General features: G+C 50.3%; 38 protein-coding genes and 1 tRNA gene. 4 read left to right on the forward strand and 35 right to left on the reverse strand.

The features are described from left to right. Positions 1-7 precede the first annotated feature (7 nt). The 29 genes from BED41_RS10470 to BED41_RS10605 all read right to left on the reverse strand — a co-directional run bounded on the left by BED41_RS10470 (position 8) and on the right by BED41_RS10605 (position 18,485). A complete protein-coding gene (locus BED41_RS10470; protein ID WP_066745769.1) occupies positions 8-379 on the reverse strand; it encodes a hypothetical protein in 372 nt (123 codons plus the stop codon). 3 nt (positions 380-382) lie between these two features. Next, positions 383-808 carry a hypothetical protein gene (locus BED41_RS10475; RefSeq protein ID WP_066745772.1) on the reverse strand — a complete coding sequence of 142 codons (426 nt, stop codon included), beginning with the start codon at positions 806-808 and terminating at the stop codon, positions 383-385. A 14-nt stretch (positions 809-822) separates the two neighbouring features. Further along, positions 823-1,185, reverse strand: coding sequence for a DUF3168 domain-containing protein (locus tag BED41_RS10480; RefSeq protein ID WP_066745775.1), 363 nt, complete (start codon positions 1,183-1,185; stop codon positions 823-825). Next, positions 1,182-1,595, reverse strand: coding sequence for an HK97-gp10 family putative phage morphogenesis protein (locus tag BED41_RS10485; protein WP_066745778.1), 414 nt, complete (start codon positions 1,593-1,595; stop codon positions 1,182-1,184). Before BED41_RS10485 ends, BED41_RS10480 begins: the two co-directional genes overlap by 4 nt. A gap of 4 nt (positions 1,596-1,599) precedes the next feature. After that, on the reverse strand, positions 1,600-1,917 hold the full coding sequence (locus BED41_RS10490; protein ID WP_066745781.1) for a head-tail adaptor protein: 318 nt from the start codon (positions 1,915-1,917) through the stop codon (positions 1,600-1,602). After that, positions 1,914-2,246: a head-tail connector protein gene (locus BED41_RS10495; protein ID WP_066745784.1), complete on the reverse strand. Its 333-nt coding sequence runs from the start codon at positions 2,244-2,246 to the stop codon at positions 1,914-1,916. Before BED41_RS10495 ends, BED41_RS10490 begins: the two co-directional genes overlap by 4 nt. Then, positions 2,246-2,521, reverse strand: a complete 276-nt coding sequence (locus BED41_RS16640; protein ID WP_084002565.1) for a X2-like carbohydrate binding domain-containing protein — start codon at positions 2,519-2,521, stop codon at positions 2,246-2,248. Before BED41_RS16640 ends, BED41_RS10495 begins: the two co-directional genes overlap by 1 nt. After that, positions 2,500-3,756, reverse strand: a complete 1,257-nt coding sequence (locus BED41_RS10505) for a phage major capsid protein (protein WP_066745790.1) — start codon at positions 3,754-3,756, stop codon at positions 2,500-2,502. The genes BED41_RS16640 and BED41_RS10505 overlap by 22 nt, the downstream gene beginning before the upstream one ends. Before the next feature lie 5 nt (positions 3,757-3,761). Then, entirely contained in the window at positions 3,762-4,454 is a 693-nt protein-coding gene (locus tag BED41_RS10510) for a head maturation protease, ClpP-related (RefSeq protein ID WP_066745793.1), read from the reverse strand. Next, the gene (locus BED41_RS10515) at positions 4,451-5,602 is read right to left on the reverse strand and encodes a phage portal protein (RefSeq protein ID WP_066745796.1); all 1,152 of its coding nucleotides are present in this window, start codon (positions 5,600-5,602) and stop codon (positions 4,451-4,453) included. Before BED41_RS10515 ends, BED41_RS10510 begins: the two co-directional genes overlap by 4 nt. A gap of 33 nt (positions 5,603-5,635) precedes the next feature. Continuing rightward, positions 5,636-7,300: a terminase large subunit gene (locus BED41_RS10520; protein WP_066745800.1), complete on the reverse strand. Its 1,665-nt coding sequence runs from the start codon at positions 7,298-7,300 to the stop codon at positions 5,636-5,638. After that, positions 7,297-7,722 carry a hypothetical protein gene (locus tag BED41_RS10525; protein WP_229712295.1) on the reverse strand — a complete coding sequence of 142 codons (426 nt, stop codon included), beginning with the start codon at positions 7,720-7,722 and terminating at the stop codon, positions 7,297-7,299. Before BED41_RS10525 ends, BED41_RS10520 begins: the two co-directional genes overlap by 4 nt. A gap of 29 nt (positions 7,723-7,751) precedes the next feature. Next, positions 7,752-8,057 carry an HNH endonuclease gene (locus BED41_RS10530; RefSeq protein WP_066745802.1) on the reverse strand — a complete coding sequence of 102 codons (306 nt, stop codon included), beginning with the start codon at positions 8,055-8,057 and terminating at the stop codon, positions 7,752-7,754. A gap of 98 nt (positions 8,058-8,155) precedes the next feature. Then, positions 8,156-8,707, reverse strand: coding sequence for a hypothetical protein (locus BED41_RS10535; RefSeq protein ID WP_066745805.1), 552 nt, complete (start codon positions 8,705-8,707; stop codon positions 8,156-8,158). A 41-nt stretch (positions 8,708-8,748) separates the two neighbouring features. Beyond that, positions 8,749-8,955 (reverse strand): hypothetical protein, encoded by a 207-nt coding sequence (locus BED41_RS10540; protein WP_066745809.1) that lies wholly within the window; start codon positions 8,953-8,955, stop codon positions 8,749-8,751. 193 nt (positions 8,956-9,148) lie between these two features. Continuing rightward, positions 9,149-9,355 (reverse strand): hypothetical protein, encoded by a 207-nt coding sequence (locus BED41_RS10545; RefSeq protein WP_066745812.1) that lies wholly within the window; start codon positions 9,353-9,355, stop codon positions 9,149-9,151. A 390-nt stretch (positions 9,356-9,745) separates the two neighbouring features. Next, positions 9,746-11,836: an AAA family ATPase gene (locus BED41_RS10550; RefSeq protein WP_066745815.1), complete on the reverse strand. Its 2,091-nt coding sequence runs from the start codon at positions 11,834-11,836 to the stop codon at positions 9,746-9,748. Further along, positions 11,800-12,246, reverse strand: coding sequence for a VRR-NUC domain-containing protein (locus BED41_RS16960; protein WP_084002405.1), 447 nt, complete (start codon positions 12,244-12,246; stop codon positions 11,800-11,802). The genes BED41_RS10550 and BED41_RS16960 overlap by 37 nt, the downstream gene beginning before the upstream one ends. Beyond that, positions 12,155-13,771, reverse strand: coding sequence for a DEAD/DEAH box helicase (locus BED41_RS10560; protein WP_168160257.1), 1,617 nt, complete (start codon positions 13,769-13,771; stop codon positions 12,155-12,157). The genes BED41_RS16960 and BED41_RS10560 overlap by 92 nt, the downstream gene beginning before the upstream one ends. Continuing rightward, positions 13,771-14,565 (reverse strand): hypothetical protein, encoded by a 795-nt coding sequence (locus BED41_RS10565; protein WP_229712297.1) that lies wholly within the window; start codon positions 14,563-14,565, stop codon positions 13,771-13,773. Before BED41_RS10565 ends, BED41_RS10560 begins: the two co-directional genes overlap by 1 nt. 228 nt (positions 14,566-14,793) lie before the next feature. Next, on the reverse strand, positions 14,794-15,381 hold the full coding sequence (locus tag BED41_RS10570; RefSeq protein ID WP_066745822.1) for a DUF669 domain-containing protein: 588 nt from the start codon (positions 15,379-15,381) through the stop codon (positions 14,794-14,796). Further along, positions 15,382-15,786, reverse strand: a complete 405-nt coding sequence (locus BED41_RS10575; protein WP_066745825.1) for a DUF7173 family protein — start codon at positions 15,784-15,786, stop codon at positions 15,382-15,384. Next, a complete protein-coding gene (locus BED41_RS10580) occupies positions 15,779-16,462 on the reverse strand; it encodes an ATP-binding protein (protein WP_066745828.1) in 684 nt (227 codons plus the stop codon). The genes BED41_RS10575 and BED41_RS10580 overlap by 8 nt, the downstream gene beginning before the upstream one ends. Before the next feature lie 19 nt (positions 16,463-16,481). Continuing rightward, positions 16,482-16,814: a hypothetical protein gene (locus tag BED41_RS10585; RefSeq protein WP_066745830.1), complete on the reverse strand. Its 333-nt coding sequence runs from the start codon at positions 16,812-16,814 to the stop codon at positions 16,482-16,484. 87 nt (positions 16,815-16,901) lie between these two features. Next, positions 16,902-17,183 (reverse strand): hypothetical protein, encoded by a 282-nt coding sequence (locus tag BED41_RS10590; RefSeq protein ID WP_066745832.1) that lies wholly within the window; start codon positions 17,181-17,183, stop codon positions 16,902-16,904. Positions 17,184-17,186: 3 nt separating this feature from the next. Next, positions 17,187-17,333, reverse strand: a complete 147-nt coding sequence (locus BED41_RS16505; RefSeq protein WP_157102327.1) for a hypothetical protein — start codon at positions 17,331-17,333, stop codon at positions 17,187-17,189. Between the two features lie 133 nt (positions 17,334-17,466). Continuing rightward, complete coding sequence (locus tag BED41_RS10595; protein WP_066745834.1) at positions 17,467-17,769, reverse strand: helix-turn-helix domain-containing protein; 303 nt, start codon at positions 17,767-17,769, stop codon at positions 17,467-17,469. After that, positions 17,766-18,203: a hypothetical protein gene (locus BED41_RS10600; RefSeq protein ID WP_066745836.1), complete on the reverse strand. Its 438-nt coding sequence runs from the start codon at positions 18,201-18,203 to the stop codon at positions 17,766-17,768. Before BED41_RS10600 ends, BED41_RS10595 begins: the two co-directional genes overlap by 4 nt. Before the next feature lie 21 nt (positions 18,204-18,224). Then, positions 18,225-18,485, reverse strand: a complete 261-nt coding sequence (locus BED41_RS10605) for a hypothetical protein (RefSeq protein WP_066745838.1) — start codon at positions 18,483-18,485, stop codon at positions 18,225-18,227. A 67-nt stretch (positions 18,486-18,552) separates the two neighbouring features. Here BED41_RS10605 and BED41_RS10610 point away from each other — a divergent pair, with 67 nt between their 5' ends. Further along, a complete protein-coding gene (locus tag BED41_RS10610) occupies positions 18,553-18,846 on the forward strand; it encodes a hypothetical protein (RefSeq protein WP_066745841.1) in 294 nt (97 codons plus the stop codon). A gap of 3 nt (positions 18,847-18,849) precedes the next feature. On the opposite strand, the gene BED41_RS10615 is transcribed toward BED41_RS10610, so the two are convergent. The 3 genes from BED41_RS10615 to BED41_RS10625 all read right to left on the reverse strand — a co-directional run bounded on the left by BED41_RS10615 (position 18,850) and on the right by BED41_RS10625 (position 19,697). Then, positions 18,850-19,059 carry a hypothetical protein gene (locus BED41_RS10615; RefSeq protein WP_066745844.1) on the reverse strand — a complete coding sequence of 70 codons (210 nt, stop codon included), beginning with the start codon at positions 19,057-19,059 and terminating at the stop codon, positions 18,850-18,852. A gap of 73 nt (positions 19,060-19,132) precedes the next feature. Then, positions 19,133-19,420: a hypothetical protein gene (locus BED41_RS10620; protein WP_066745847.1), complete on the reverse strand. Its 288-nt coding sequence runs from the start codon at positions 19,418-19,420 to the stop codon at positions 19,133-19,135. A gap of 61 nt (positions 19,421-19,481) precedes the next feature. Next, a complete protein-coding gene (locus BED41_RS10625) occupies positions 19,482-19,697 on the reverse strand; it encodes a helix-turn-helix domain-containing protein (protein ID WP_066745849.1) in 216 nt (71 codons plus the stop codon). Between the two features lie 153 nt (positions 19,698-19,850). Here BED41_RS10625 and BED41_RS10630 point away from each other — a divergent pair, with 153 nt between their 5' ends. Genes BED41_RS10630 through BED41_RS10640 form a run of 3 tightly spaced genes read left to right on the forward strand, consistent with a single transcriptional unit; the run spans position 19,851 to position 21,116 of the window. Continuing rightward, the gene (locus tag BED41_RS10630) at positions 19,851-20,270 is read left to right on the forward strand and encodes a helix-turn-helix domain-containing protein (RefSeq protein ID WP_066745851.1); all 420 of its coding nucleotides are present in this window, start codon (positions 19,851-19,853) and stop codon (positions 20,268-20,270) included. Between the two features lie 29 nt (positions 20,271-20,299). Next, complete coding sequence (locus BED41_RS16510; RefSeq protein ID WP_157102328.1) at positions 20,300-20,764, forward strand: hypothetical protein; 465 nt, start codon at positions 20,300-20,302, stop codon at positions 20,762-20,764. After that, on the forward strand, positions 20,757-21,116 hold the full coding sequence (locus BED41_RS10640) for a hypothetical protein (RefSeq protein WP_066745856.1): 360 nt from the start codon (positions 20,757-20,759) through the stop codon (positions 21,114-21,116). The genes BED41_RS16510 and BED41_RS10640 overlap by 8 nt, the downstream gene beginning before the upstream one ends. Positions 21,117-21,428: 312 nt before the next feature. Here BED41_RS10640 and BED41_RS10645 read toward each other — a convergent pair. The 3 genes from BED41_RS10645 to der form a co-directional block, all read right to left on the reverse strand. Further along, positions 21,429-21,506, reverse strand: a tRNA-Pro gene (locus BED41_RS10645). Positions 21,507-21,630: 124 nt separating this feature from the next. Further along, entirely contained in the window at positions 21,631-21,918 is a 288-nt protein-coding gene (locus tag BED41_RS10650) for an HU family DNA-binding protein (protein ID WP_008712618.1), read from the reverse strand. Positions 21,919-22,044: 126 nt separating this feature from the next. Further along, positions 22,045-23,355 (reverse strand): ribosome biogenesis GTPase Der, encoded by a 1,311-nt coding sequence (gene der, locus BED41_RS10655; protein ID WP_066745858.1) that lies wholly within the window; start codon positions 23,353-23,355, stop codon positions 22,045-22,047. Between the last annotated feature and the right edge of the window lie 3 nt (positions 23,356-23,358).

Here is a 23,358-nt window from a genome sequence, read left to right on the forward strand (position 1 = left end):
CTGTCCTCTAACAGGAGGTCGCCGTAACGTTTTTTTCTTTTTCCGCGCCTTCCTCTTCTGTTTCGCTTGCGGGAAAGATCGAGACCATGCAATTAGATATCTCTTCAATCGCAATTTTGATCACGTTCATGTATTCGCTGCCGGACTGCTCTAGGATGTCTCCTGCCTCTTCCAGCGTGATATTACGGCGGCGGCTCTTCAGTCCGGCCCAAAAAAGAGCGCGGGTAAAACGGAAACTTGAAAGCCGCTTTTCCGGTTCTTTAGATAGCGAATCCATAATTTCCGGAATGCTTTCTTTCATCTGGTCTTCAAGCGCGCAAAGCGCGTTCTGCCCGTATTCAATGAAATACTTCCGGCTGTTGATTTCTATTTCGCGCATGAATTACACCCCCGCCTGTGCCGTATGATCCAGATCGCCGCCAGCAACCCACGAAACCGCCACTTCTACACGCGAGTCGCTAGACGAGCTTATTTTCCAGCCAGTGACATACACCGGCGCCTTTATCTGCGGTTTTCCTGCCCCAGTACCATTTAGACGTACAAATAGATATACAAGGGCCTGTGTCTTTTGTGCTGTTTCCAACACATCCAGCGTATCGCTGTCCGGATCAAGGATGACCGTAAAAGAGCCCTTTGCGTCTCCCTGCCCCGGTACATACTGTTTATTCGCGTCGTATATCCCGGTAACGTCAACTTCGGAACAGCTGAGATCCATATCCCATGATGCCAGCGCCTCAACGGTCGCCGGCGATCCTACTTCTGTCGCCGAAACCATCACCAGCGCGTTTTTTGCAAGCTGTCTTGCCATTATTTTTCATCCTCCTATCGATATTCGTAATACCTTATGTCTATTACACCGTGCCACCAGTCGGGTTCCGCGCTGTCCCGAATAATTTCTATGCCGTCATAGAGCGCCCATTCAGGCAGCGCCGCGAAGATGAGATTATTTATCTGCAATATTTCCTTACGCCCGGCGTAGCGGCTCCAAATATGAAGCGTAGTTGTGATCTCCGCTCCGGTGTTGTTCAGCAGATCGTCACTTACCTCTTGCGTATCGCCGACCTGCATATATGGCGAGGCCGCGTTATCCGGAGGCATGTCGTAGATGCCGGTTATCACAGCAGATAATGCGGCATCATTTTTTAATGCTGCGTATAGTTCTGCGTGCCTCGAAAACATGCTCATTTAGATACAACCTTCAAAGCATCAAGTACCAAGGCAATCACACGTTTTCTGTTGGCACGTAACGCCGGTTTAAGAAACGGCTGCGCTATGGCATGTCTGTTGCCATATTCCACCGCCATCGCATAGTAGAGCTGTTTTTGCCCCTTAAAACTGGCTTTACGCTCCGTGCTGGGATAGTCGCAGTAAACGTAACCGTTCATTCCGTCCTTTTCGTCATTTTTAAAAGTTTTTGGCGTAATGGAATCCCGAAGCGCACCTGTATCTACAGGGCAGCGGCGTTTTGCGTCGGCAGCGATAATATCGGTTCCCTTTCGCAGGGCAGCATAAACAGAGTCACGAATCTCACCGGAGGAAAGCTTCTTAAGCTTATTGATCAGCTCTTTGTCGCCAATTACTTTTATGGGTGGCATAATTTTAAGCCTCCTGAACACAGTCGAGTTCTACCAGCGCAGCCCGATAATCAGGGCGCACCGCCTTTACGATGAGCGATTTGCCGCGCCATGTTATTACGTCGCCTTTTTGCGGTTCTGTTCCCGGCATCCGCATTATCACAAGGTGCGTTCTAACTTCGACGTCGCGGCCACCAAGAAGCCCGTCTTTTGATTTTTTGGCGGCGACGGAAGCCCACCCGGAAAATATTATGGATTCGGATGTTATGCTTCCGCCTATGCCGTCATCTTCAAAAACTGCTCGCGAAATTGTTATACGCTCTCTCAGTTCCCCGGGATTCATACGTAATCACCACACGTCTCGATATGCGTTATGATCGCCTCAACGGTGAAACTGATTTTGTTAAGGGTCTTATTGCCGACAGTCTCAACGGCGCGATTTTCGTACCAATGGGCAACAAGCAATTTCACGGCGTGCTTATAGAGTTCATCACTGGCGATATCTTCATACGTCGGTTCTCCGCTCTCGTCTTTCGTGACATGCCGGGTCTTAGATATCTTGCCGCCAATAAACGACTGCGCCGCTGTCATCTGAGCAGTCAAAAGAGCATCCTCCGCGTCACTGTCAACGCGGAGGAACGTCTTTATCTCTGCCAGCGTAAGCGCCGGCATTAGTCGCTTACCGTCACCTTTACAGTCGCATTAAGCCCGTCGCCCGTTTCAACCGTAAAGGTCTTTTCGCCATTGGTCAGCGTCGCAAGATAATCGCCGGTTATCGTCAGCTCGCCACCCGATATGGTGTAATTACTGGAATTTACCGCCGTTCCCCCAATTTTAAGCGCGGTCACGGCAGATGACGCGCTTACCGTCAGCACCACGTCAGCGGGGGAAGCCTTGCTGAACGTGGCCGCCTCTGGGCTGACGGTTAGGAGGATTTTTTTAGGTATGCGAACGCCTTTGTAGTGCGTACCTTGCCGTCCAGGATGGCATAACCCATGTAAGTAGTCGTACGCTTTGTCATGTGGCTGTCCTGCATCAAGCTGATATCTTCCTGTACATTCATAAGATAGCCCTGACCGACGTTGCCCAACAGCATCGCATCTGCCGGTATGGCATCTTCTTCGTAGACCACATGACCAAAGAGACGCCCGACACCGCCAGAGATGACATCTGCGATAAAATACGGGCGACCGGCGGTATCCTTGATATTTGCGAGGACATTCCAAATAAAATCATTCTTCGCGTAGATTACCGCTCCGGCGGAGTACCCGCTTCTGATTTTTGACATCAGGGATGTCATTTTCGCATAAGTTACCTCGTCAGTAGAGGGAGTCCATGTAAGCACCTGCGGCGTGTTCGTCTCTGCGTTGAGCGCCGTAACAATGCCCTGCGGCTGGCTCTTCCAACTATCACTAGCACCCGCGACGCCTTTGCCCTCAACAACAGCTGCGGCCAGGGCGTTTGCCATTTTCTCAGCCACTAGATTCGCAACATAGGCCAGGAAGGAATCGATGCTCATCTTCTGCAGCTTCCATGATATATTCAGCGCCTTTGCAAGCTCGTACCCATCCAGATCAAGCGCTTCTATCGTGAAAGTACCCTCAACGACCTCGGTATCTTCGTCGTAAAACTCCGCGTTGTCCCCGCTTACTGCCTCAAAGGGATAGCTGAGCTTGCCTTTTACAAAGGTCTTGGGAACGGCGTTAAGAATTGGGTGACGTTCGCCCATCTCTTTCCAAATAGCGTCAACCAGCGTTTTAGGAATAACGACCGTATGAGTTGCCGCCGTCTGTGTCACATTCTCGATTTCGCCAGGAGCTATTCTTTTGTTTATTTTGTCGAAGATTTCAGCCTCTTCTTTTGGCAGCATGAAGCCCATAAGGGTATGAGCGAATGCCTTGCGGTATACTTCATCTTCGTTTTGTGGCTTTAGCATTGACTCCGCCGGCATCAAATTCTGGGGGGTCAACATATTATCGCGCGAAGTTGTTATATCAACGATTTTGCGCTCTTTTAACGCCGCGAGGTTCGCGAGTTCGCGCTGCTCGGCGTCATATTCCTCATCGAGAGCCTCTATCTCTGCGCGCTTTGCGGCCGCCGCCTCTACATCTCCGGAAGTGACCGCGTCTGTTGCTGCGCTCATCAGTTCGTTTCGCTTGTTTTTGTATTCTTCTACAGTCATGGATATCATCCCTCTTTCTTTAGATTTAGCAGCTTCAAGCGCTCACGTTCAAGCGCAAGGGCTGCGATTTTTTTTATCGCTTCCGGGGCCGATTTCGGAAGCTCCTTCGCCGCCATCGCCGCGGGCTCGGCTATTGCCTCGGCGATTTCCACGCGGAAATAGCGCGCAGCCTCTTCCGCGGTAAACCACGTTTCTTTGTACATGAGGTCTTTGACCGTCTCGATACTTACGCCGGAAGCCAACGCGCCCTCATATACGCTCAACATGCACTCTTCGGCTTTTTCCAGTATTTCCGCGCACTGTTTCATCTCATTTGCGTTGCCGCTGGCGCTCATCGTGGTTCTGTGTATCATCAAAAACGTATTGCGCGGCATAATTACACGGTCGCAGCAGAGCGCGATCGCGGAGGCGGACGACGCGGCGAGCCCGTCGATATAACAGGTCTTCTTCCCGCTGTGTCCCCGAAGCATGTTCACAATAGCCATTGCCGCAACTACGCTGCCGCCGCCGGAATTGATGTGTAGGTTCAAATTCTTGTCAGAGACGCCGGCAAGAAAATTACGTATCTTTTCCGGGTACTGATCGGCGGCATCCCACGCGCCCCACCACGAGGAGACGATTTCGCCATAAAAATAAAGCGCAGCCTCGCCGTTTGCGAGATTGCGCACTTGGAGCAGTTTGTTTAGGTTGTCCTTCATTTTCCTTCACCTCCGCCCGTATTCGTCGTCGGCGCGGTATCAAGCCGTCGGACAGCCTGATCTCCGCCATCGATCGGGGCCATGTTCAGCACGCGGCGCCATTCGTTCGGCGTCAACGCCCCGCGGTCCACCATCTGCAGCAGGTTCAGCTTCGTGGACATGCTTGCGTATTGCAGGCTCATGCTCTCGAAGATGATACGGTTGCCGTAGCCGCGTTCACGCGGGCTGAAAATTTTGCGTGTAAACTCGTTGCTCATTTGCAGGGCAACTGGCTCTATTACGCTTTCGTAATAGGCGTTCCATTCATCTTCGTTATATGTTGAATCGATGATCTTCTGATTCGTGTTGTAGTAGCTGTGGATGCGGGTAATCGCCCTGTCCCACTGTACGGCATTCGGCACGTAATCATGAGGCGTGATCTGGATGGCCTCGGCCTTGCTGTCAACGCCGATCGCGCCGACGCTGCCCTCGGACGAAAGATAGGTTTTTACAAAATTCTCTGTCTCTTTTTTGATGTCTTCCGGACGGAGCACAGAGCCCCATTTGAGCAGCCACTTGTTCACAGCGGAGTTTTTTACGGCGTCAACGAGGCTTTTATCGATTGTCGCCGCAACATCCATCACTTCGCGCAGCGCCTCTATGTTGCCATCTCCAAAAATGTCGTTGCCGTTAAAATCTTCCCGAAGGTGAATTATGTCAGAGTACGGGAATGTCCCCATTTTTCCGCTTTTCAGACAAAAGCGCAGATAGAGCGTCATGTTTGCATCATAAAGAGCTTCTACGGATAGCGCTTCAATGGGGTATATCTGGTTCGCGTACCCTGCGCCGTCGCGAACGATGAGCGCAAAAGCGTTGTTGTTAAGCGCGAGCTGCACGGCAAGTTTTTGTTGGAGCATTTGCCCGGTGATCAGAGGGTTGGGCTCTTCAAGGATCATTTTCACATAGCGGTCGGGGTTGATTTTTAACCCGTCAGGTCCCTCGCGGATCTGTTTCGCACCTAATTTGCCGATAGAGCGCGCAAATGGACGAATGCAGCTGCGGATGACATCGGATTTATACATCTGGCCGTTCCAGCCATAGAACCCGTTGCCACGCTCAACGATCAGTTCGTGTTTGATAATGGTCGGGCTGCGAGTTACGTAATTCATCAAACGCCTAAATATATTCAAAAACACCGCCTCCTAAATCAGATTCATGTAGTCTTCACGATGGCGCTCAAAGACTACATATGCGTCCAGCAGTGAGGCAAGCCCGTCTATCCGCCTGCGGCTGCTTGTGCCCTTTACGGGCTGGATGTTGTTGTTTTTGTCGATATCGATCGCTGTGTTGGAGATGCACCATTTCAGAATCGGGTTGTTGTTGTAGTTGATGATTTTCTTTTCGAGATCCGCCCCAAGTGATTTCATCGGCGAGCTTAGCGTTTTTTTCCCCTGAAATACCGGCTCCGGTACTTCGGCGCCGAACTCCGACCGCATGTCTGCGACGAAATATTCAGCGCTCCATGCGTCATAGCCGAAGTATGGCATATAAATATCACATTGCTCACGCAGCTCTAAAAACCATTCTACGACGTGTCTGTAGTGTACGCGATTTCCCGGCGTCGTTCGCAGTAATCCCTGTTCTTTCCATACTCCGTATGGTATTTGGTCCTCCTGCTCCCGTTTTTCAAGCAAATCTTCCGGCAGCCAATACATCTGTTTGACATAGATGTGCGGATCTTCTGGCACCATGAAGATCAGGGTTCCGCAAGTCAGGTCTGTTGTGCTCGACAGATCGGCGCCTCCGATGCCGTAGCGCGGCCGCAGCGTGGACAGATCGTAAGTTTCCGTGTTGTTGAGCTGCTCGAAGGTCAACCATGCTTCGGATGTAGTTTCGCGGATATTAAAGTCTTTCGTTACCAAGTTCTTTACCAAGAGCGGATTCTTTTTCGCTTTATCTACTTTCTGCGCCAGATTTGCGATACGCTTTATTGTGCCAAGGCCGGGGTTCGCCTTTATCCAACAGCGTTCGTCCATCCACTCGGAACGTTTATCCAATTCGTAAATGACCGGTAAAACGCCCTCGTCATGGTATCCCTTCGGGTCGTTGTATCCGTCGAGGATCAATTTACACTCCTCGTATTTGATGTCAAATATTCCCTCTCGCAACGTTCCCGCGGTGGATACGATAACCGAAAGCGGCTGCTCACGGGCGCTCATGCCGTCGATCAAAACGTCGTAAAGATTTTTGTCGGCGATCGCGTGCAGCTCGTCGATCAATGCGCAATGAAGGTTGAGTCCGTCCAGGGAGTTCGACTCAGAACTCAGCGGCTTAAACACCCCGTCGTTAAAATCGCAATCTATTTCACCGACCAGGCAGCGGCAGCGCGCCGACAGCTGCGGCGACTTTTTCACCATCCGTTTAGCCTCGCCCCAGATTATTTTTGCCTGTTCGCGCATGGTGGCGGCGCTGACAACCTCTGGGCCTTTTTCTCCGTCGGCCAGCAACATGTAAAGCGCAATCGCTGAACCAAGCGTTGACTTGCCATTTTTGCGCGCGACGATCAACACCATCTCACGGTACTTCCGCGTGCCGTCGATTTTATGAATAAAACCAAAGAGTGCCGACACAAGAGCCCGCTGCCAAAGCTCAAGTTTAAAAGCCCCGCCGCCGGCCGCGCCTTTAGAGTGTTTGCAATAGCGCTCGATAAAGTTCACGGCGTGCTTAGCACGCCGTTCGTCGTATTCATATTCGCTATTTTTATCTTCAAGGCAGTCGATCAAATGAGCATAGACTTGCTTTATTTTTTCGCAGGCTACGATTTCACCAGTTAGGACCTGCGTACCATATTCAACGATTGGGTTCATATTTCCCGCTCCTGAAGGAAATTCTGAAAATCGTCGCCTTCAGGCTTTTCGTCTGGCTCTGCTTTAAGCGTATCGTTCAGCATCTTCATTACATTCTGGTAATTTTTATTTACGGCATTGTACTGTCTGGCGATCGGGCGTTCTCGTTCGTAGGGGTCCAGTTTTTCAGATTGCGAGAACATCTCGACAAAGCCGTTTTCGTCAAGGTCGATCTCCATGTCCTCAAGCGTAATACGCATGTACGCCGCCCGTTTGATTAACCCATCAAGGACGGCGCGGCGTTTCATCGGCAAAGCTTTAAATATTTTTAACAGCCGCCGGATCTCTTTCTTAATTCGTTCATCTTTTGATATTTCTAGTGTGCTCATGTCATCGTCTCCTTTCAGGGTGGGGTCTATGCGCAACTCCCGCGTATTTTTCAAAACTACCCTTCGCCGGTCCACCGAAAAAGTCAGTGTTTTCGTTTAGGGGGGGGGCTGGCAGCCACCAGCTGCCCCGATGCGTCAAACATCACGTCATCGCGCGTTTGTCTTTTTTGAAAATGTTCTTTGTTGTGGCACTCAAGACAAAGGTATTCGAGATTCGCCCAGTTCAACGTGACTTCCGGATCGCCTTCGTTGCTGTCATCGATGTGCTGCTTGTGATGCACGATATAGCCCGGCTTGCCGCATCGCTCGCATAACCCGCACACAGATTTGATGTAGCCATCCCGGCAGCGTAACCATGCCGCAGACGTGTAGAAGTCTCTTCTCGCCATTACTTCACCGCCCAACCCAACAAAAAGGCGTCCGCAAGATTTCTCCCGCGGACGCGCTGATTCAATGCTGATATGATATCGCCCGTTTTGAGATAAATCTATGCCATTTTTTCAGACACTTTTTCGGACATTATTTCGGACACTTTTTCGGACACTTTTTCGGACATCTTATATCGCCGGTATATCTCCCAAGAGATTTCAAGCAATGCCTTCCGACGTTTGCGGTAAAACTGCTTCTCCGTGAGGTGATGCTTAAAGGCAAACACTTCGATCGAGGGATAACGAAAGCTGCGCCCAATATAGTTCATGTCGCGAAGTAGCTTCGCATTGTGAGGGAACTCTTCACCATAAAGGGAGAACACTCGCCGTATCGCGTCAAGTCCGCCAAAGGAAGCAATGGTGTTGACGACACTCTCGCCAGACTCAACTATGATCTGCTGTTGCGGCGCCCCCTTTCCGCCATCTACAGGGCCGACATCCTCCGCCGGCGCATACTTCGCCAGTACCATCGCCGCCAGCTCTTCCATGTCCGGCATATCTGCATCTCCAAAAAAGCAAGCTAGTCCCGTAGGACAATAGTCAGCAAACAGATAGAGGACATCTTCTATTTGTGATACTTTTTTAGGGACTATGCTCACTTTCTTAGGCAATGTTATTCAACTCCTATCTTTATTCTCCTGTTCGAGCTCCACTACCATTCTTTCCACCGTTTACCGCCACATTTGATAAAGTCGGAGGTTGGTTCATATGCGCTGATAACTATTACAGCGTGGGGGTCTCCGTCAGCGTAGTCGCTACAAATATGGTCGCCTTCACCGATGGGGATAACATTGTCGCAGTTAAAACAGTTATGAATTGGCATATTATCCTTATGCCTATTTGCTTTTCTTATCTTCATTCCTATTCCTCCGGCAGACCTCTCATAAAATCTATGAGATCGTTAAATCTCTGATTTGTCTCTTTTAGGCAGCCGTCACACAGATAGCAGGTGCATTCAAAGGACACATGTTGCTCTGGATATGATTTTTGAACACAAAATAAATTTGACTTACATTTACTTACGTGGATTTTTGCTCCACATCTTCGGCACTTCATTCCGCTTTCGCCTCCTGTTCGAGCCATGCCTTATGTCCGTCTAGGCATTTCTTCCCGCCACATTTCCCAGCCGTATAAGCGCATCCGGCGCATTCAAACTCGTCCCACATCCATTTTGCCATTTCATCGAGACTCATGTCTTTGATACGCTCATAGTTGCTTATTGGCTTAAAGTCCGTAAGTGGTATTAATTCTTCTCTCATCTGTCCCGTCTCCTTTCATACCTTGTATTCCAGACTTTTATCGCGTGCCCCCTATCACGGCGCTTTGTGGAGCGCCCGCACTTCGGGCAATATATCTGCGTCCCTCCGATTGTCTCAATCACAGAGATCAAGTCATTATCGCATCGGCAGTTACTTATTTCTTCCATCTGCGTCCTCTTTTATAATAAAAAAATGAACTTCTACGATTTTTTACTCGCTCTTTTCCAGACCAACCATCGGGACGGGACAACGGGATATCTCTAAAGAGATATATCCCGTTTGTCCCGCTCCCTAAAAAGAATGGCGCGACGGGATTTTTTTCGGGACATCGGGACAATTTTTTTATCCCGCTTGCTAAAAAACGTTGGTATTACTAAGTTTTTTAGACTACTATTTTTCTTCATTTTTTGTCCCGTCTGTCCCGTTGATGTGTTTTTCTCCTTTTAGGTCAAAATCTTCCAAATCCCGATTCTGTTCACTTTTGCTTATTTTAATTTTCAACTTTTTAACAAAATATCCAAATTCTAGTTCATAATCGCTTGAAAGCATATAGGTGTCTCCATCGCATATAATTTCTTTTTTTTCTATAAGCTCCTTGCGTATGCGCTGAAAGACCCTTTTTTTTGTATCCTGTTTTGCACTTTCATATTTACTGTAAAACGCATTCCGCCAATCATTTTCGCGTACTCCCGCGAAGTTGCCGTATTCGTCAAGTAAGCCGTATGTCTCCGCCGCCTCACGATACGCCTGCAAGCCTAAGTGTTGCGTTTTGCTTAATGCAGTTATTACCTTTTCGCCTCCGTGCTCATCCGGCTCAAGCACTATCGTAGATACCGCAGCGCCGTCTTCGTCGAACCATCCGGGCAGATGTACAGGGATTCGCTCAAGATATATCGGGTCGGCAAGCTCACAGTCCTTTTGTTTCACCTGCTCAAGTTTGATGTTATCTCCCGAAGTGGAAACTAGTATCTGGTTGTCCAACGCGCCGCGCCAAGCCGACGATCCGCGCGCTCGGCCCTTTGCCTCTTGGTTGACGCCGGTATGATGTACGAGGATCACCGTGCAATCGAAGGTCTGCGATAGCTTGCTGCAGGCGTCAAGCATCGTCTTCGTGTCTGTCGCCTTGTTTTCATCACCAATCAAAAATCGATGAAGCGTGTCCACGACGATGACCGCAATATCCTGAGCTTCGAGAGCACGGATTTCTGATATCGTTTTCGCGAGCCCTTCGGAGGTGTTGAGGTCACAGGCGCCACTTGATATCCATGCGTTTAGGTGTTCAACGTTGTGGTACTTCTTCCAGCCTGCAAGTCGGGCTTTAAGTCCGTAATGCCCTTCTCCGGCCAGATAGACCACGCCGCCCGGACGCACGCGCAGACCGGCCCACGTATCTATGCCCGCCGCCATGCGCAGTACCCAATCGAGCACGACGAAGGTCTTGCCGGTGCCGCTGTCTCCGTATACCATCGCCAAGCCGCCAGCCTGTATCCATTTTTTTATGAGCCAGCGGATGGGCGCAGGCTTCGCACAAAAGTCGTCCGCCGCGGTAAGCCATGTGCTTTTGCCCGTGAGCAGCGCCTTGAGGTCGCCGCCGGCGGTAACGTAGTCGTTCACGTCGCCGATCTCCGGCGGGATTATTACTCTTGCCCCGATGAGCGTCGCGGCCTCGTTTGCGGCCGCCTGCCCCGTGCTGCTTTCGTCGTTGTCGCCGACGATCACGATCTCCTGCACAGGGCCGAGCTTTTCGCGCAGCCATTTTGCCACGGGCGGCAAGTTGCCGGCGTTTAGTGCCATTACCGCGGTCGCGCCTGTGGCTTCGTATATACTGGCGGCGGTCGCGTAGCCCTCGGCGACGTATATCGGCCCCTCCTGCGGCGGCAGAGGGCCGAGGGCGAAATATCCACCCTTGACCTCACCTCCGCCGTGGAATTGCTTCTGGCCGTCCGCGGCGATGTACTGCGCAGAGGCAATCCGTCCATCCAATATTATCGGGATCATGAGACGTCCGTCGCCGGTCTGATAGATACCGTAGACGCCGACCTGCTTGCGCTGCAGATATGAATGCCCCGGCTCGGCGGGCGTGACGGTCTGTAAGATGTTCATAACGGCGTTTGCGATCTGTTCGCGGTATTTCCGCCGTTCTTCGTCGCGTATGGCCGCGGCTTCCGCCATCCGTCTTTCGCACGCCGCTATCTCTTCCGCCGTGAGTTCTCGCCCCACGTCGGCAAGCCATTTGCTTTCGACGCTGCCGCGCCAGCTGCCGAACATGCCGGCGGGTATGTTGTCGCCGAAGCCGATATACCAGCCGGCCTTTTCGGTGTTTTTGTCGCCTACGACTGCAAAACGGTGGATTTTGCCGTCAAGGGTGACGCGGACAGGCCGCTTCGGCGCGATAGCAGAATTGGCGATGGCGTTTTGTAGCTGCGTTTCTGGCGTGTCGGGCTTTATTTCCCGGTCCCATCCTGTCGGTAGTGTTGCCATCGTGTCATCTCCTCCCGCCGGTCAAACGCGGCCTGTAGTGCTTCGTCTCTGCCTTTGCAGACGACGGCTTTATAGCCGGTTGCCGTCAAATACTCTATCCAGTCTTTTTGTTCCTCGGACGCCCTGCCGCCCTTCTGGCGCTTCATCTCAATCCAAAAACGCCATTCAGGGATAAATAAATCAGGAACTCCCTTACAAACGCCTTCGGCCTTTAGCCGCGCGGCCGTCTTGATGTCGCGCCAACCGCCGTTGGGTATGGCGATTATTCGCACACCGGGAAAAGTTTTCCTGAACGCGGATATGAAGGCGCATTGCTCCTCATGCTCCGACGGCAGGTGTCCAGCGGCGCTCAAGCACCCTATAATATCGTCCGTCTTTTTTGATTGTGATACTGTCCGGTGCCTTTGCACTGTTTAACACCTCCGCGATGTCATCAAGATAGTTTTCGCTCTCACCGTCTAGGGTGGAGATATCAGCGCCGCATCCGTCTATGATCGCGCGCAGCGTCATTTTGGCGCGATACCGCGCATAGCCGTCGTGTAGAATGGTGATGTACTCTGTCACCTTGTCGCCCGTCAGCTCGGCATTTTCGTAGTCCACGCAGAGCATATTGATCTGTTTCGTTTTGCTCTGGCGGATGTACCACCACCAGCTGCGGACGCGCATCTCTTCCGGCTCAAGGCTCATAATGTCGTCGTCGTGGAGCTTTACGGCCTCCTTCGGCGCTGCCGGGAACTCATACCCGCAACATGGGCAGACTTTAACCGAAGCGTGAACGAGCTCCGCGCATTCGTCGCAGACCTTTACCGGCGCGTCGCCGGTGCCTGCGCCCTTGTGCTTCGGCGGCTTGACCTCCGTGATCGGGCCGTGGCGCTTGACGTTGCCGGCGAAGTCGAGCACAAGGCAATGGTCTGTGTGGCTTTTGAGCCGCATCCCGCGCCCTGCCATCTGAATATATAGCCCTGGGCTCATTGTCGGACGGCAGAGAGCTATCAGGTCAATGTCCGGGTAGTCAAAGCCCGTCGTCAGTACGTCGGCATTGGTCAGGGCTTTTATGCGCCCAGCTTTGTAGTCGGCGATGATCCTGTCGCGTTCTGTTTTCGGCGTGGCACCGGTAACAACCTCGGCCACCACGCCCCGGGAGCGAAGCACGTTGCGGATCGCCTCGGCGTGCGCTACTCCGGTGCAGAAAAAGAGCCATGCCTTACGGTCGCCGGCGCGGCGGATCACCTCTTCTACGATACGATCGTTGTCGTCGGCGTTGTTGACCGCGGCCTGCAGCTCGTGTTCGATGTACTCACCGCCGCGCTTGCCGACGCCCTCGGTCGAGAGCACCGTCCCCGGCAGCTTCGACCTTAACGGCGCGAGGAATCCGCGCGCTACAAGCTCCGCAATTTGCACAGGCTCTATGAGGTCGTCGAAGATTGCCCCGTGTTCGCTTATCAGGCCGTGTCCAAGACGGTAAGGCGTAGCGGTAAGGCCAACTATCCTCATGTTTGGGTTCTTCGCTTTAAGGGCCTCTAGGAGCGTTCTATAGCCTCCCTCTGCTTTATGCGATATTAAATGTGCCTCGTCTACGAGGGTGATATCCACAAAGCCAAGCATCTCGGCCTTGTCGCGCACGCTCTGTATCCCTGCGACGGTGATAGGCAGTCCAATGTCACGGCTGCCCATTCCCGCCGAGTAGATGCCAAGCGGAGCCTCCGGCCACGCAAGCATGATTTTTTCTGCGTCCTGCTGCAGCAGCTCTTTGACATGCGAGAGGATGAGGATGCGCGATTGTGGCCACCCCAACATGATGTTTTTGCAAAGCTCGGCAATCACATGGCTTTTGCCGCTGCCCGTCGGCATAACAATGCATGGATTGCCGGGGTTATATTTCAGCCACGTAAAGAGCATAGTTATTGCTCGCTGCTGATAGTCGCGTAGAGCCATTAGAAGGGCACCCTTTCGTCTTTTGGCCCCTGTTGGTCTATTGCGAGAAGTTCATGCGTTGTGATGGCCCCAGCGTTGAGATAGGGGTTGCCATTAAGGTATGTCACGCCCTTTATCTCATATTTGCCACACATGCCGTTCTCGTTGCCGCCAAGCCATTTCCAAGGCACAAGATCGAAGTGCGCAACGTGCGCCTCACAACCGACGCGCTGTTCTTCAACCGATAGTTCGTAATTCTGCATGGCCGCACAGGTAAATTTCCCGTCCTTGGTTGCTGTGACATGCGCGCAGGTACGGCAGTTGACTTCTATCGATAGGTGCGTGCCAAAACAAAAATCATGACCGGGGCAATAGCGGCACTGATACCACGTCGGGTCTGTTGACAGTGGCTCCGGGAGGCGCTCTGAGAGGGCAAGCATATGCCCGCGACGGATAAGGGCCTCGGCTCTCGCTTTGTCTAAGTAGACGCGCTCCGTGTACATCTCGTCGTTGTCTTTGCAGACGGCGACGTAAAGCGCGCGGTCGATCTTCGTGCCGAGCATGTAGCCCTGCATCTGCCGCCAGTGCTGACGCTTGGCGCCGCTCACTCCCTTGGATTTAAGTTCGTTGAAGGATTTGAGCGAGTGTGTTTTAAACTCCGCAACATGGCGCGTTTTCTCGGCTCCGGGGACGCCGCTTTCGATGATACCATCGATGGAGCCGGAGACGTGGCCGCCGAAGTCAACGCGGCTCTGACCGTCAGAGTCAAGGCAGGTGCTATGAATGTCTATGCCTATAGCGCGAAGATCTTTCACTATCGTTTCTTCCTCCCTCTGTCCTCTGCGGAAAAGGCGAAGCATACGCCCGGGAAATTGTTCTATTATCGCCCAACGAAATGAGAGCCATACCCAGCGGTCGCACTCGTGACCTAAAACAGAGAGCCCCAAGTGGGGGCGCGGGGGCTCTCTGTGCTGTACGTGATGGGCGTCGATTCGGCTCTGGATGTCAATTTGGTTGAGCGGCTCCGGTATGGCCGCCATCAGTTACCACCATTGGGCTTTGCCGCCGGTAACTTGCGGCGCGGGCTGCGGTGGCTGCGGCTGTGCCGGAGGCTGGGCAAAAGCCTGGCTGAACCCGCCTCCCTGCGGCGGCATTACGGCATCTCCCGCAGGGGCGGCGCTGGGCATTGGAGGCATACCCATAGGCGCGCTCGTCGGCATTGCGTCGCCGACCGGTTTAAAGTTTTTCACGTCGTTGCTGGCCGGATATTTTTCTGTCGCCTCACGGATTGTCACGCTGGCTTTGACTGTGTGCCCGATTAACTGCAGATCGTCCGTGAACGGGTCAGGAATGGCGCAAGCGAGTTGCAGTGCTTTTAACTGCTGACGCCCTATCTTTTCCGCCGTGGGGTTGTCGTTGCGGAAGTTGATATTACAAAAAACTTTACGTCCTTGATATGACGGGCCGATGACGTCAAAGGTAATGCTTTCATACGCACCGGTGCCGTTTTTTGTCTTTTTCTGTTCTACTTTTGTAATCTGTAGAATATATTCACCCGCGGGGAGTGGGGTAAAATCTTCCGGTTTAACATTGACTAGATCCTGTGTTACATCGTTTCCCAAAAGTGCCATTTATTTTTCCTCCTGTTTTTTAATTTCTACTGAAATTCCAACTTTGCCGGGCGTCTTGGTGATCGCCGCGGAAAGCATTGCTTTTATTTCGTCGCCGGTATTGTCCCAGCCTTTTTTGTTTAGTTCTGGTTTCCACCGGAAAGCGGTTGACATTATCATTTCATCGATGCTGTTCAGTGCCGCGATCTCACGCAGCCGGACCGCGTCGATCTTGACGTTCATGGAGCGTTTGACGCAAACCTTAAATTCCCCGACGTCGTTTGTCCGCGAGCCCTCCCACTGATCGGGAACGCCGATCGCCGCGGCAAGCTGCTCCTCGATCGCCACGCGTGCTGCTTTGGCGGCGTCCTCTTTCGCTTTTGCCTCGTGCAGAGCTACAACGAGAAGATATACGGCATCAGACATTTGTCCCGCCTCCGATCTTCTGCATGATTGCGCCGAGGTCGGCGGGCTCCCACATCTCTAACTGTCCGCTCCTGTCTTTCGCGGTCCAGATGCCGTCAGAGGCGCACATGAGCATCCGCTGTACTTCCCCCTTATCGTTTTGCCCGACTCGTAAAGCGAGCACCTCGTCAAAGAAATATGGCAGCATTTGTCCAAGCTTTTGCCCAGGCATCGCCGGCGAATGGAGCAGTTGGCCCATTTCGTTTTGCTGTTTCTCAATCTTCGCGGAGAAATAGACATGTCGCCCTGGCAGGTCGCGGAAACCGCGAATCAGCGCCGTCATGGTATCCTGCATCGCGCCGTATGCCTGACGCGGGTCTTTGGCGATCGCTTTTTCTGTGCCAAGCACTACCTCCGCGATCTCGGAGATGGAATCAAGAGCGACAGACTCAAACTGCCTCGATTCTTCGGATTCGTAGAGCCACCTGTGAGCCTCCCGCAGTTCCGCCATGTCCTTGATCTCGATGAACGGAAGATTTTCTTTGCGCAGGCTCAAAAGCCCACCCTCCGCCGAAAGAATCAGCGGCTTCGGCAGAGTTTTGATGAGCGTCGTCTTCCCGGCTCCGGCCTGTCCGTAGACGAGGACCTTTAGTCCATTGGTGGTGATGGTGTTAGTGCTTTGAATATTTATTGCCATTTTTACATTCTCCTTTTTATTAGTTGTTTGTCATGAACATTAATTGCATTGCGTCTTTAAAGCCCTGTTTGTAGGCGTCTTCTGCAAATTGACAAGACAGGTCCTCATACGCAGAAGAGAGGTCGAATATAAAACTGTCTTGTTGGTTTTCTGGCATTGCAACAGCATCCCTTAGTGCTTGCTCGGCTTTTTTGATTCGCGCATCGAGGTATTTCCTTTCGGTCTTATACGTGCCCTTTTGTATGGCATAGTTGCAGCGCCGATCAACAACAAGATCCACATCATCCATGAAAGATTCTGTACAATTCGAATCTAAGTTGTCCTCAAAAAGAATATTGCCTTTTCTTGCCATTTTTTATCATCCTCCCTTATAATGGAGGCGGTAGTTCCAGCTACCGCCAATTTTTTGGCTCGCGCCCTTCCGTTTGTAGCGGAAGGGTTATTTTTGTACCTCTACATCTACGCCAAGTAATTCCTGCGCATCTGAAATAAGATTCTCTGCGTCGCGGATCAGCTGTTTTTCAAGCCGCTGCATCGTGGGAAAACAAGTAGAGCAAAAATGCTTACGGTTGCTGCCTTTGCATTTACTCTCTGGAGAAAGAAGCCCACCAAAAAGATAATCGCCGCCGCGTCCAACTCTTGCGATGTAATATGGTTTGACTTCCTCTTCCGCTATTTCCTTTCTACAGCAATCACAGATGTATATTGTTTTCTCTGCCATTTTTTATCTCTCCCTTATGATCGTTTTGATTGTCATCGCCACCACGCCGACCAGCCCGAAGATACCGAGCCAGAACATGGTGCAGATGATGTCAAGATTTGGCGCTACGTTATGATAAAAAAACTCACTCTGTGCAAACTGCTCCATCATTTTTCAATCCTTCCGTTCCGCCATGTCGGCGGTTTTCGCTTCATCTGCCGCTGTGCTCGCTTATCCAGATATGTACAGATACCTACACCTATGCCTAACATTGCCGCCAAGACTATGGTGTATACGGTGGTGCTCATTTCGGTAGCTCCTTTCTGCGTGGATGTTCTGTGATCCACTTGTCCAAGTCGTCAATGTCATAACGGATTAATTTCTTGCCCCCGTCACCCTTGCCGCCCTCAATTTCCATACTGCGCGGCCCGATGTTCTTGTCTCGCCAGTTGCGGAGCGTACCGGGCGAAACATCAAGATATTTCGCGGCTTTGTGCTCGTTGAGGAGTCGAGAGGATCTATCTGCTGCATCGTCAAGCTTCTGGATTGCCTCCATGAGCACTGAGCGCAGCTCTGCGCAGGTTGTTTCAAATTCAAGCTCTGTCATCTTTCCTCTCCTTCCTTGATACGAACTCCCCGCCACTTGCGTGTAGCGTCGGACTTGTATGAGACAAACATTTTCATCTGGCGAAGCGCGCCACCAACAACATTCTTCGTGGGCGGTGTCAAACCATTGCACATACACCAGTCAGAGAAAGAGTCGTAAAGCTCGTGGCAGGTACAGGTAGCTATCTCATCCACTTCGCACCACTCCGAGATAAATTTCTGCAAGTTGTTTCGCAGATTTTCATCTTCAAACGGGTTTCGCCTTACGATCGTTGGCGGCTCGTCAAAGGGCAACCCTGCAAGCTCGCAAAAACGCTTCATGATCTCCCTGCGCATTGCGCTAGACATAGCGCCGCGAAAAGCTACCGCAGCGTCCAGCATCAGCCGCGCTTCTTTGATATCCTCCTCACGCATGTTGTTCAGCATTTCTTCCATCTCTTTATCTCCTCACTATCACTAAAGGCTTGTTAAGAGTTTGATCAGCTCTGGCAGGTCCTTGCTGTCTATCAGGACGCGGTCTTGCTCACATCTGGGCTCAAGCCTGCGAAATATCGCGAACTTGAGCTTTTCTTTCAGCTCCTTGTGGTCTTCATCGGTAAAGGTTTTTATGCCTCTTCCCATATTCAATTTGTGATGTATTCCGGCTGCGACATCTTGTGTCATTTTGATTGTTTCTTCTCTTGTCATTCCCATCATGAATTTTGGCTCGTTTGGCATTACATGCATCTCCTTGTTTTTTTTGATATACTTCCCTTAATATCTATTTTCAGGGGAGGTTTTTTGATTGACTGTAAAAGTGATGGTTCATCTTCTTGGATTGGGATTACGCGAAGTCCAAAGAATGAATTTGCCGTCATCTCCTAATGTCGGCGACTGGATTTATGTCAATGATGACGCTGATGGCATGTTTGGCGAAGTTGTTAAGGTGTTATATTTAGGCAAAGGCGCAGTAGATGTTATCGTTGAACTCATCGGCCCTGCTGACACCATAAAAACTATATTAAGCAAGGTTAGCCATCGTGAAGAATTGGGCGCGGATAACATCAAAAAGTTTGTTTCTCAAGAACTTAATCACTAAAAACTACTTTATAATGCGTGTGATTAATTTCTCTTCAAACTCTTTGCGTTCAGCGTCGGCAGCGTCGAGCCCGGTTTGAAGGGGAATTATTTTTTTGTTCCACGCCTGTCTTAAAACATCTGCCGCTTCATCTGCTGATAGGCTGTAATCCAATTCAGCCTCTATCTCAACATAGGGTTTCTGCCATTTTCCGATAATGATTCTTAGTTCCATGTTATATATCTCCTTTCGTTTGAATTTCGGCTCCTATATTCGGTTGTCATGGTGCGTGGCCGTCCTTTGACGTTTAACTGCCGCCCCTTCTCTTTGCCCTTGCGTCCCTTTTCCAATGCTCCTCGTCATACAAGAGGCTGTTAGGCATGACAAAACAGGATTCTCCGCCGCATATGGCTGAGAATAACTTATATAAAGCCGCGTGCGCTTCCGTCTTGTCCTTGTACCTCGCTACAGTCACGACGCGGTCGGCGCTGTAACTCGCCAGTATAAGCACGGCGTCCTCCTTAGGGCACAAGCAGAAGCGCTCTACATGTGCGACGTTGATGATTTCTTTTTGCGCTCCGTTCATTATGTGCATTATCGTTCCCTCCTTTCATCGTGCCGGTGAAATGCTTAGCTCTTAGCTGCTTGCGTGATTTTCATGCGTATACCTCCTCTTCTGTGTCCAGAACCAAATCTTTGACGGAACATCCAAGAGCCTTGGCTATCAACGCCAAACGCTTAATAGACGGGCTGTCTTTGCCATTTTCTATTTGACAATAGTGCGCCTGTGAGAGCCCTGCGGCGGCTGCAAGCTCTATTTGCGTCATCTTCCGTTTAAAACGTAGTTCTTTTAGTCTTTCCGTGTTAATCATGTAATCACCTCCGTTTTTTTGAATTTATTGCTAACACAGATATTTTATATGTTATTCAGATATAATGTCAATCGGAATAGCCAATAATATATAAGGTATTCATACTGTTAAAAAATATTGGCTATCCATATAATCAAAAAAAGGAGAAATATAATGGAGATTGGAAAAACTATAGCAACTCGCAGAAGAGAGCAAAATATTAGCCAGGAACAGTTATCTGAGAAAGCTGATATAAGTCAAGGCTATATCAGCAGTATTGAACGTGGTAAAGAAAAACCATCCATTGAGCTCTTAGAAAAAATCGCTCGAGCTCTTAATTGCCAGCTTTATATTGACCTGATTCCCAACGGTCAACCATTAACACTGCCAGAACCAATAGTAAGAGAGTCTGCTTATCAGGAAGAACGTCCAGCAATACCAACATGGGTAACTCTCGAACAGGCAAGCGCAATTACTATCTTTACCATTGCGCTTGAGAAATTACGGCTAGAAAAAAGCTCTTTAACGCCAGCTGAAATAAAAGTGCTTAATGGGCTAGTTGAAATGTATAGAGAAGAAATAGAACAAAAATAAATTAAGAATGTGAGGTATATTTTTACTTATTGACATATTTTTCTCGTTGTCCATTAGATTTTGCAAGAGACTTAATATTTGCTGGGATAATTAAAGCGATATCATACCCACTATCGCTTTTAGCTACTGCTATATGCACTTGGGGTGTGTGTAAAATTAGCTCTGCACACGAATTTATGAAATTTAATGGATTTTTAAAGAAAGTCACATTATGTGATGTGAAAACAAAACCAGATAGAATGATTATAAAATGTAATGAGCGGCTATCGATGGATATCGTTATAAAGATTAGCACAACAGATAGCAATGGAGTTCTTAGCGATGTTGCAATTGGGTATGTTGCCAACGCGCAAGATAATGATGTTTACACTATAGAAATTGTACAAAAGATGCAAGAGATTAACAAAAATGTAAAATATATTTATTCCACAAAAATTACACGGCAAGAAACTTTATGCTTACACAACACGAAAGGAAGAAAACAAAATGGCTGAACAAGCACGCAAAAAAATTGAAGCACGGGTCGCAAGAGTGATATCGTCAGAAATGATAGTGATAAATAAAGGCGAAGACGATGGGATTATATTGGGAATGCCATTTCTTGTATACAGATTGGGCGAAAATATTATTGATCCTGAGACAAATAAAGATCTAGGGCAATTAGAAATAATTGTCGGTAGAGGAAGAGCGGCACATATACAAAAAAACATGACAACTCTTTATGCCGATGATAAGGCGGGGAGTTTTCTTGCGGGACTTTCATCCTTACTACCTCAAGCACCAAGCATAGATGGAGCTTTTAATTCACCATCTGTTGGTGATTATGTAAAATCTTTAAGTAAATAGTAAGAAGAACGCGTTACAGTTCTTTTTAGAGCGGGACTATTTGGAGTAAACGGAGTAACGGCAAAAATCGACTTGGTTAAAATTGAGGTTAAAACGGAAAAGCAGGATGTAAAAAAAACGAAACGAAGCAGGGAGCCAATAAAAAGCGGCTCCCTGTTTTATAAAAGCAGCACACGACAGCTAAACGCCAAAACTAAGTAATAATCAGAGATTGCCGCAACTGGACGGGGAAGGGGAAATAGCTTGGAGTAAAGACGGAGTAAAGACAAATAAAAACGGTTCAACTCAAATGAGCTGAACCGTTGGTATTTCTGGTCGGGATGAGAGGATTCGAACCTCCGACCACCTGCACCCCATGCAGGTACGCTAGCCAGACTGCGCTACATCCCGTGCAACGCGAGATATGATACCGCGTTATTTGTTTTTGGTCAAGGGGAAAAGTAAAATTCCCTCAGCAATGCAGCAAAGGGAATTTATATTTTAAGCTGCTATAAATCAAATTAAAAAGATAGATTTACTTCTTTTCGTTTACAGCTTCCTTGAGAGCCTTACCTGCGCGGAAAACGGGAACGTTCTTCGCCGGGATTTCAATGACCTTCTTGGGGTCCTGAGGGTTACGTCCCTGGCGTGCCGCTCTCTTCTGGACTTCAAACGTACCAAATCCTACGATCTGTACCTTCTCTTCCTTCTGAAGCGCCGTGTAGATATCGTTGAATATCGCTTCTACCACTTCGGCAGCCTTCTTTTTGGTAATACCCTCTACCTCTTTGGCCACTGTGTTGATGAGGTCTGTCTTTGTCACTTCTGTGCCACCTCCAGTCAAGATTGACACTGCTTTTAACGCAGCATGTATGATTTATACCGATAAAATAGCTAGCCGTCAAGTGCTTAAAACGGAAATATAACGTCTATTACGCGTTTTTAAGCACTATATCTTGTTTCTCATGAATATTTTTATCGGAACGCCGGAAAAATCCGCCATTTCACGTAGGAGATTTTCGAGGTGGCGCTTAAAAGATTTCGAGCAAAGTTCCGAATCATTCACGAAAAATATGAACGCCGGCGGCGCTCCGTCTGCCTGCGTGCAGTAGTATATTTTTAGGCTGTGCCCCTTTCCGTCGCCCGGCATTCTCTCAAAGACAAGCACCTCTTTCACGAGTTTGTTGAGCTCGGAGGTGGCTATACGGCGGCGGCGGTTTTCCTCTACCTTGAGGATCAGCTCCGGTAATTTACCGAGGCTGCGGCCAGAGAGCGCCGAGATGAATACGCGCGGGGCGTGGGCGGCGAATGGCAGCTCTTCGATCAGCTTCTTCGTCATGACGTCGCCGACCTTCTCTTCGCGCGGGGCGAGGTCCCACTTGTTGACGACGAGGATGAGCCCCTTGCCGCGTTCGAGCACCTGCCCGATAAGCCGTTTGTCCTGCTCCGTCACCGGATCCTGCGCGTCAAGCAGCACAAGCGCCACATGGCAGCGGTCGATCGCCTGGTAGGTGCGGACATTTGAATAGTATTCGAGGTCTGTGTTCACACGGCTTTTGCGGCGCAGCCCCGCGGTGTCCAGGAAACGGAATCTGTGCCCGTTCATTTCAACGACGGAGTCGACGACGTCGCGCGTCGTTCCCGCGATATCGCTGACCATCGAACGCTCCTCGCCCGCGAAGGCGTTCAGCAGGCTTGATTTGCCGACGTTGGGACGGCCGACGAGCGTAACGCGGATTTCGCCGTCATCCGAGTCGAATTCCTCCGATTCAAGCTTGGAGGTGATGAAGTCCAGCATCTCGCCGAAGCCGGTGTTATGCTCCGCGCTGGAGGCGACGACCTCGTCAAAACCGAGACCGTAGGCCTCTCCGAGCATCGCGTCCTCCTGTTTCTCGTTGTCGAGCTTGTTCATTACGACGACGACTGGCTTGCCGCTGCGGCGCAGTTTATGCGCGATCTCCTCGTCGGTCGGCGTGACGCCAGTGCGCCCGTCGACGACAAAGATGATGGCGCTGCTTTCGTCGAGCGCGAGGTCGACCTGCTTCTCGATGAGATCCATGAAGGGGTGTTCCGTCTCGGACATAATGCCGCCCGTGTCGACGATGTAGAATTTCTTCCCCGCCCATTCGGTCTCACCGTAGAGCCTGTCTCTTGTAACGCCCGGCTGGTCGTCCACGATCGCCGCGCGTTTTCCAAGTATCCTGTTGAATATTGAAGATTTGCCGACATTAGGTCTGCCGACAATTGCAACAATTGCCATATT

Source organism: Cloacibacillus porcorum (genome assembly GCF_001701045.1).
GTDB lineage: Bacteria > Synergistota > Synergistia > Synergistales > Synergistaceae > Cloacibacillus > Cloacibacillus porcorum.

Excerpts from the sequence above, each read along its gene's own strand:
- BED41_RS10470 (WP_066745769.1), bottom strand. The coding sequence starts at position 379 with ATGCGCGAAATAGAAATCAACAGCCGGAAGTATTTCATTGAATACGGG.
- BED41_RS10475 (WP_066745772.1), bottom strand. The coding sequence starts at position 808 with ATGGCAAGACAGCTTGCAAAAAACGCGCTGGTGATGGTTTCGGCGACA.
- BED41_RS10480 (WP_066745775.1), bottom strand. The coding sequence starts at position 1,185 with ATGAGCATGTTTTCGAGGCACGCAGAACTATACGCAGCATTAAAAAAT.
- BED41_RS10485 (WP_066745778.1), bottom strand. The coding sequence starts at position 1,595 with ATGCCACCCATAAAAGTAATTGGCGACAAAGAGCTGATCAATAAGCTT.
- BED41_RS10490 (WP_066745781.1), bottom strand. The coding sequence starts at position 1,917 with ATGAATCCCGGGGAACTGAGAGAGCGTATAACAATTTCGCGAGCAGTT.
- BED41_RS10495 (WP_066745784.1), bottom strand. The coding sequence starts at position 2,246 with ATGCCGGCGCTTACGCTGGCAGAGATAAAGACGTTCCTCCGCGTTGAC.
- BED41_RS10505 (WP_066745790.1), bottom strand. The coding sequence starts at position 3,756 with ATGACTGTAGAAGAATACAAAAACAAGCGAAACGAACTGATGAGCGCA.
- BED41_RS10510 (WP_066745793.1), bottom strand. The coding sequence starts at position 4,454 with ATGAAGGACAACCTAAACAAACTGCTCCAAGTGCGCAATCTCGCAAAC.
- BED41_RS10515 (WP_066745796.1), bottom strand. The coding sequence starts at position 5,602 with ATGAATTACGTAACTCGCAGCCCGACCATTATCAAACACGAACTGATC.
- BED41_RS10520 (WP_066745800.1), bottom strand. The coding sequence starts at position 7,300 with ATGAACCCAATCGTTGAATATGGTACGCAGGTCCTAACTGGTGAAATC.
- BED41_RS10530 (WP_066745802.1), bottom strand. The coding sequence starts at position 8,057 with ATGGCGAGAAGAGACTTCTACACGTCTGCGGCATGGTTACGCTGCCGG.
- BED41_RS10540 (WP_066745809.1), bottom strand. The coding sequence starts at position 8,955 with ATGAAGATAAGAAAAGCAAATAGGCATAAGGATAATATGCCAATTCAT.
- BED41_RS10545 (WP_066745812.1), bottom strand. The coding sequence starts at position 9,355 with ATGAGAGAAGAATTAATACCACTTACGGACTTTAAGCCAATAAGCAAC.
- BED41_RS10550 (WP_066745815.1), bottom strand. The coding sequence starts at position 11,836 with ATGGCAACACTACCGACAGGATGGGACCGGGAAATAAAGCCCGACACG.
- BED41_RS10560 (WP_168160257.1), bottom strand. The coding sequence starts at position 13,771 with ATGGCTCTACGCGACTATCAGCAGCGAGCAATAACTATGCTCTTTACG.
- BED41_RS10570 (WP_066745822.1), bottom strand. The coding sequence starts at position 15,381 with ATGGCACTTTTGGGAAACGATGTAACACAGGATCTAGTCAATGTTAAA.
- BED41_RS10575 (WP_066745825.1), bottom strand. The coding sequence starts at position 15,786 with ATGTCTGATGCCGTATATCTTCTCGTTGTAGCTCTGCACGAGGCAAAA.
- BED41_RS10580 (WP_066745828.1), bottom strand. The coding sequence starts at position 16,462 with ATGGCAATAAATATTCAAAGCACTAACACCATCACCACCAATGGACTA.
- BED41_RS10585 (WP_066745830.1), bottom strand. The coding sequence starts at position 16,814 with ATGGCAAGAAAAGGCAATATTCTTTTTGAGGACAACTTAGATTCGAAT.
- BED41_RS10590 (WP_066745832.1), bottom strand. The coding sequence starts at position 17,183 with ATGGCAGAGAAAACAATATACATCTGTGATTGCTGTAGAAAGGAAATA.
- BED41_RS16505 (WP_157102327.1), bottom strand. The coding sequence starts at position 17,333 with ATGATGGAGCAGTTTGCACAGAGTGAGTTTTTTTATCATAACGTAGCG.
- BED41_RS10595 (WP_066745834.1), bottom strand. The coding sequence starts at position 17,769 with ATGACAGAGCTTGAATTTGAAACAACCTGCGCAGAGCTGCGCTCAGTG.
- BED41_RS10600 (WP_066745836.1), bottom strand. The coding sequence starts at position 18,203 with ATGGAAGAAATGCTGAACAACATGCGTGAGGAGGATATCAAAGAAGCG.
- BED41_RS10605 (WP_066745838.1), bottom strand. The coding sequence starts at position 18,485 with ATGCCAAACGAGCCAAAATTCATGATGGGAATGACAAGAGAAGAAACA.
- BED41_RS10615 (WP_066745844.1), bottom strand. The coding sequence starts at position 19,059 with ATGGAACTAAGAATCATTATCGGAAAATGGCAGAAACCCTATGTTGAG.
- BED41_RS10620 (WP_066745847.1), bottom strand. The coding sequence starts at position 19,420 with ATGCACATAATGAACGGAGCGCAAAAAGAAATCATCAACGTCGCACAT.
- BED41_RS10625 (WP_066745849.1), bottom strand. The coding sequence starts at position 19,697 with ATGATTAACACGGAAAGACTAAAAGAACTACGTTTTAAACGGAAGATG.
- BED41_RS10630 (WP_066745851.1), top strand. The coding sequence starts at position 19,851 with ATGGAGATTGGAAAAACTATAGCAACTCGCAGAAGAGAGCAAAATATT.
- BED41_RS10640 (WP_066745856.1), top strand. The coding sequence starts at position 20,757 with ATGGCTGAACAAGCACGCAAAAAAATTGAAGCACGGGTCGCAAGAGTG.
- der (WP_066745858.1), bottom strand. The coding sequence starts at position 23,355 with ATGGCAATTGTTGCAATTGTCGGCAGACCTAATGTCGGCAAATCTTCA.